The 302-nt window shown below is 62.6% G+C and carries 1 protein-coding gene; it reads right to left on the reverse strand.

Going from position 1 to position 302, the window contains the following annotated elements:
- Window positions 1-134: 134 nt before the first annotated feature.
- The coding region (locus tag EN818_RS31805) for a BA14K family protein (RefSeq protein ID WP_135906740.1) at window positions 135-302 on the reverse strand (168 nt) is incomplete at its 5' end.

The raw sequence follows: 302 nt of genomic DNA on the forward strand, positions 1-302 counted from the left end.
GTCGTGTTGGGGGCACCGGCACCAAGGATAGCCGCCCCCGCTGAATTTAAGGTTATCGCCCCGCGGGCGAACGCTTTTGCCGAAAAAGAAACGGCGCCGCGATGTGCGCCGCCTCTTTCTTGCTGCCCACACGCTCAGATATAGGGCGATATGCACTGCCGGCGCGGGCCGTAGTTGGGCTGGAACGTGTTGTCCCAGGCCCGGTAGGACCGGTAGCGGTCGTAGCACCATTGGACATGGGCCCTGGAAAGCCGTTCGGTGCGGTAGATGCGCCGCGGCTGATAGTATCGCGGATAAGGATC

The organism is Mesorhizobium sp. M3A.F.Ca.ET.175.01.1.1 (assembly GCF_004791945.1).
In the GTDB taxonomy this organism is placed as follows: domain Bacteria; phylum Pseudomonadota; class Alphaproteobacteria; order Rhizobiales; family Rhizobiaceae; genus Mesorhizobium.